A 5316-nucleotide genomic window follows, 5' to 3' on the forward strand; every position below is an offset into this window, starting at 1 on the left:
CTGGGAACCCGGGGCTCCGGCCGCGGGGGCGGGAACTTGTGGACGGGCGTGCCGCCCGCGGGCTGCGCCGGCTCCGCCCGGTCCAGGCCCCGCGCGTCGCCGTTGGCGGGGCGCAGGGGCTCCGGGCGCGGCGGCTCGGCACGGGGCTCGTAGGCCGGGCGCGGCGGGTACGTCGTGCGCGTGGTGGTCCCCTCGGGGCCCGCCGCGCGCGCGTTGCGGAAGTCCGGGCGGATGACGTTGTCCATGGGCACCCGGTCCACGATGGGCGCCGAGGTGCGGTCGAAGCCCGTGGCGATCACCGTCACGCGCACCTCCTCCTTCATGGAGGGGTCGTGCACGGCGCCGAAGATGATCTCGGCGTCGTCGCCGGCGGCTTCCTGGATGATGGACGAGATGGTCGTCACCTCGTCGATGGCCAGGTCCATCCCGCCCGTGATGTTGATGAGCACGCCGGCCGCGCCGCTGATGCTGATGTTGTCCAGCAGCGGCGAGCTGATGGCCTCCTGCGCGGCCTCCATGGAGCGGTTCTCGCCCCGGCCGAAGCCCGTGCCCATGAGCGCCGCGCCGCGGTTGCTCATGACCGTGCGCACGTCGGCGAAGTCCACGTTCACCTCGCCCGTCACGCGGATGAGGTCCGAGATGCCCTGCGTGGCGTGCAGCAGCACCTCGTCGGCCTTCTTGAGGGCGTCCTTGAACGACGTCCCCTTGCCCACCACGGCCAGCAGCCGCTCGTTGGGCACCACGATCATGGTGTCGGCGGCGCGCTTGAGCTCCTCCAGGCCCTGCTCGGCCTGCTTCATCCGCTTCTTGCCCTCGAAGAGGAAGGGCTTGGTGACGATGGCGATGGTGAGCGCCCCCATCTCGCGCGCCATCTCGGCGATGAGCGGCGCGGCGCCCGTGCCGGTGCCGCCGCCCATGCCGGCCGTGATGAAGACCAGGTCGGCGCCTTCCAGCGCCTTGCGCATCTCGTCGCGGTTTTCTTCCAGCGCCTGCGCGCCGATCTCCGGGCGCGCGCCGGCGCCCAGGCCGCGGGTGAGCCTGCTCCCGATCTGGATGCGGACGTCCGCCTTGGAAAGCTTGAGGACCTGGGCGTCGGTGTTGACCGAGATGAAGTCGACCCCTTCCAGGTCTTCCTCGATCATCCGGTTCACGGCGTTTCCGCCGCCGCCGCCCACGCCCACCACCTTCATGCGGGCGTTCTGGGTCATCGTCTCGTCGTACTCGAAGACCATGTGCGCTGGCTCCTCCAAGCGGGGAGGGTCGGGCGTTTACGAAAGGATAAGAATCGGATGCGGGCCGACCGCGGGGGTCTCAGAAAAAGTCCGAGATCCAGTCACGCATCCACTTGATGACACCGTTGACGGAGGCCCCGGCCGCGGCGCTCCCTTCGGGAACATCCGAAAGGGCGCGGCGGGAGCCGTAGATGGCGAGCCCTGCAGCAGTCGCAAACTTGGGCCGCCGCACGGAATCCGCAAGCCCGCCGAGGCCGTCGCCGGGCACGCCGATGCGCACGGGGGCCGCGAAGCTGCGCTCCGCCAGCTCCACCACGCCCTGCAGGGACGCGCCGCCGCCCGTGAGGACGATGCCGCCGCCCAGCTGCCCGCCGAATCCCCCGCGGTCCAGCTCGGCCGCCACGAGGCCGAAGATCTCGTCCAGCCGCTGCTCGATGATGTGCGCCAGCAGCTCGCGGGCAACGTGTCGCGTCTGCCCGGCGGCGCCGGCGGGGATCTCGAACGTCTCGTTGGGCCGCACGAAGTCCGTGCGCGCCACGCCGTAGCGCTCCTTGGCGCGGCCGGCCTCGGCGTACGGCAGCGACAGCCCCTTGGCGATGTCGTTGGTCACCGTCGATCCGCCCCAGGGCAGCGACGTCAGGTGGCGGATCTTGCGCTCGTGGAACACGCAGACGTCCGTCGTCCCGCCGCCCAGCTCCACCAGCGCCACGCCGATCTCCTTCTCGTCCTCGCTCACGACGGAGAGCGAGGAGGCCAGGGGCTCCAGGACCAGCTCGGCCACCTGGTACCCGGCGCGGGTGACGGCCTTGCGGACGTTCTGCCCCGCCGTGGCGCTTCCCGTGACGATGAAGACCTCGGCCTCCAGCCGCGTCCCCGCCATCCCCACCGGGTCGGTGATGCCGCCCTGCGCGTCGACGATGTACTCCTGCGGAATGGCGTGCACGAGCTCGCGGTCGCCGGGGATGACCACGGCCCGCGCCACCTCCTGCACCCGCTCCACGTCGCCGGGGCGGATCTCGCCGTCGCCGCCCGGGCCGCGGCCCACGGCCACGACGCCCGTGGACGGCCAGGCGTGGATGTGCTCGCCCGCGATCCCCGTGTACAGCTTCTGCACGGTCACGCCGGCCATGAGCTCCGCCTCCTTGACCGCCTTGCGGACGGACTCGGTGGTGGCCTCGATGTCGGTGACGATCTCGCGCCGGATGCCGCCCGTGCGCGCCTGCCCCACGCCCAGGATCTTGACCTGCGCGCGCTGGGGGGCGTCGCCCGAGACCTCCGCGATGACCACGGCGGTCTTGCTCGACCCGATGTCCAGTCCTGCGACGATGGTTGGACGCATGTAGCCGGTCAGATGCGGATGCGGGTCACGGAACGGGTTGCGGCACCACGGGCGCCGCCGCGGACACGGGCCGCGGCAGCCGGACGACCACCTGGTCGGCGAAGCGCGCGTCCACCGTGGCGCGGCCGCCGGCCGGAATGCGCCGGCCCACGTCGTCCAGGGCGGCGCGCAGCTGCGTGAGCCGGGGCTCCTGCACGCCGGCCGGCAGCAGCACCTCGGCCGCCGGGTGGGCAAGGAGCACGCGCAGGGCGCCGTCCGGCCCGGCGCGCAGCTCGCTCACGCGCGCCATCAGCATGGGATCGGCGTCCGCCAGGCGGCCCGCCTCGGCCAGCAGCCGGAGCGCCGCCCGGTCGCGGACGCGGTGCGCCGTGTCGGGCGCCGTCCCCGCGATGGGCAGGTCCACGGGCACGCGCGCGGGATCGACCGGGAGCAGCTCGCCTTCCGCCGTCGCCGGACGCAGCGTGCCCGCCTGCACGAAGGCCGCGGGGCGCTTTTCCGTGATGCGGATGCGCAGCGTGGCCGGCAGCCGGCGCTCCACCTCGGCGGACGCGATGACGGGGTGCCGGCGCAGCGCGGCCTCCCACGCCTCCGGGTCCGTCCACACGCTGGCGCCGATCTGGATTCCCGACGCGGCGACGATCTCGTGCGGCGCCAGCATGCGCGTGCCCGTCACCTCCACGCGGTCCGCGTCAAAGAGCGGAACGCGGCGCAGGGCCGACGGGCCCCACAGCGGGGTGGACGCGGCCGCGGCGGCGACGAGGCCCAGCGCGGCGAGACGGACCTTCCGGCGGCGCTCCATCATCCCACCCGCGCGGGTGCGCCGCGCAGCCCCTGCAGCAGCTCGCGCGCGGCGATGTCCAGGTTGCCGGCGCCCATCGTCAGGCACAGGTCGCCCGCGCGCAGCGCGGCGGAGACGGCTTCCACGACGTCCGCGCGGTCGCGGACGTAGCGCACGTCGGCGCCCACGCGCTGCAGGTGCTCCAGGATCAGCTCGCCCGTCACGCCCTCGATGGGCCGCTCGCGGGCGGCGTAGATGTCCGTCAGGTACACCACGTCCGCCGCCGCCAGCGCCTCGCCGAACTCACGCGCGAAGTCCCGCGTCCGCGAGTACAGGTGCGGCTGAAAGACGGCCACGATCCGCCGCTCGGGGTACCCCGCCCGCGCGGCGGAGAGCGTGGCCTGGATCTCGGTCGGATGGTGGGCGTAGTCGTCCACCACCAGCACCCCCTCGGCCTCGCCGATGTGCTCGAACCGGCGATCCACGCCGCCGTACGACGCCAGCCCCGCCTCGATCATCTTCCAATCCGCGCCCAGCTTGCGCGCGACGGCCACGGCCGCCAGTGCGTTGCGCACGTTGTGCAGCCCCGGCGCGTTCAGCCGCGCCGTGCCGAGCACGACCCCGCGCTCGCGCACGGTGAACTGCTGGCCACCCGCCGTCGCCTTCACGTCCTCGGCGCGCAGCATGGCGCCGGCGCTCAGGCCGTAGGTGACGATGCGCTCCGGCCCGCCCTCCAGCGAAGCCAGCAGCCGCGCCGCCCCGTGGTCGTCCCCGCACCCGGCGATCAGGCCGCCGTCCGGCACGGAATCCACGAAGATGCGGAACGCCTGCTCGATCGCCTCCAGGGAGCCGTAGATGTCCAGGTGGTCCGCTTCGAGGGTGGTCACCACGGCGATGGTGGGCCGCAGCTGGTGGAACGAGCGGTCGTACTCGTCCGCCTCCACCACGTACAGGCTGTCGCCGCCGCGCCGCAGGTTGCCGCCCCAGGCCGGCACCCGCGCGCCCACGAACCCCGTGGGGTCCATCCCCGCCGCGGCCAGCACGGAGGTGGTGAGCGTGGTGGTGGTCGTCTTTCCGTGCGTGCCCGCGATGCCCACGACGGTGCCGTGGTTCACGATGGCGCCCAGCGCCTGCGCCCGTTTCAGCACCGGGATGCCGCGCTCGCGCGCGGCCGCCAGCTCCGGGTGGTCGGCGGGGACGGCGGCCGTCATCACCAGCGCGGCGCAGTCGGCCACGTGCGCGGGGTCGTGCCCCTGCCACACGGTGGCGCCGCGCTCCTCCAGCAGGCGCGTGGCCGGTCCGGGCGACGAGTCGCAGCCGGTGACCCGGGCGCCCGCGAGCAGCGCCATCTCGGCGAGGGGCGACATCCCCGCGCCGCCGATCCCCATGAAGTGCACGGGGCCGCGCCTTGCCAGCTCCAGCAGGTCGAAGTCGGTGCTCAATGTAACGCCGGGCACACGGGGATGAAAGTTCCCGCGGGGCCGAATTGCCCCGCGCTCCTGCTACGTTTCTGCGACAAACGCTCGACGTCCGCCTTCGCGTCCAGGCCGCGTCCGCGTGTCGATCGCCGATGTCTCGCGACGGCCCGTCGCGGACCACCTTTTACCGATCGCGATCAGGTGGATGATGTGCACCGGCCGATTTCCGCGCCCGGCGCCGCCATCATGCCTCTTCAAAAAAACGCGGATCCCGTCCCCTCGCCGAAAGCAACCTGACTACCAAGGGACGCCGTCATCCTGCTGGTTCCGTCCGGTCCGCGACCGGCCGTCGCGCTGCATCCACCCTGCGCTTCCACGCTTCCCGCCGCCGCCGATCCCTCGCGGAATCCCGCTCCACCGCGCGGAGGCGGCGGTGCAGTCCGCGAAGGCGGACCCGGGCAGATCTTCCCTCGTCGTAACCCTTCTCGCGCACGAACCGCGCGATCGCCACTCTCAGCAGGTGTTGCCGATCTGCCTTCTGATGAAGCC

At 73.0% G+C, this 5316-nt stretch carries 4 protein-coding genes; all 4 read right to left on the minus strand.

Annotated elements, in window-relative coordinates:
- The coding region (gene ftsZ / locus VFZ20_RS22365; RefSeq protein WP_329686172.1) for a cell division protein FtsZ at nt 1-1232 on the minus strand (1232 nt) is incomplete at its 3' end.
- Between the two features lie 79 nt (nt 1233-1311).
- Complete coding sequence (gene ftsA / locus VFZ20_RS22370; protein ID WP_329686173.1) at nt 1312-2571, minus strand: cell division protein FtsA; 1260 nt, start codon at nt 2569-2571, stop codon at nt 1312-1314.
- Nucleotides 2572-2596: 25 nt separating this feature from the next.
- Entirely contained in the window at nt 2597-3373 is a 777-nt protein-coding gene (locus VFZ20_RS22375; RefSeq protein WP_329686174.1) for a cell division protein FtsQ/DivIB, read from the minus strand.
- Nucleotides 3370-4791, minus strand: a complete 1422-nt coding sequence (murC, locus tag VFZ20_RS22380; protein ID WP_329686175.1) for a UDP-N-acetylmuramate--L-alanine ligase — start codon at nt 4789-4791, stop codon at nt 3370-3372. The genes VFZ20_RS22375 and murC overlap by 4 nt, the downstream gene beginning before the upstream one ends.
- Between the last annotated feature and the right edge of the window lie 525 nt (nt 4792-5316).

The sequence above is a fragment of the Longimicrobium sp. genome, from assembly GCF_036280135.1.
In the GTDB taxonomy this organism is placed as follows: domain Bacteria; phylum Gemmatimonadota; class Gemmatimonadetes; order Longimicrobiales; family Longimicrobiaceae; genus Longimicrobium.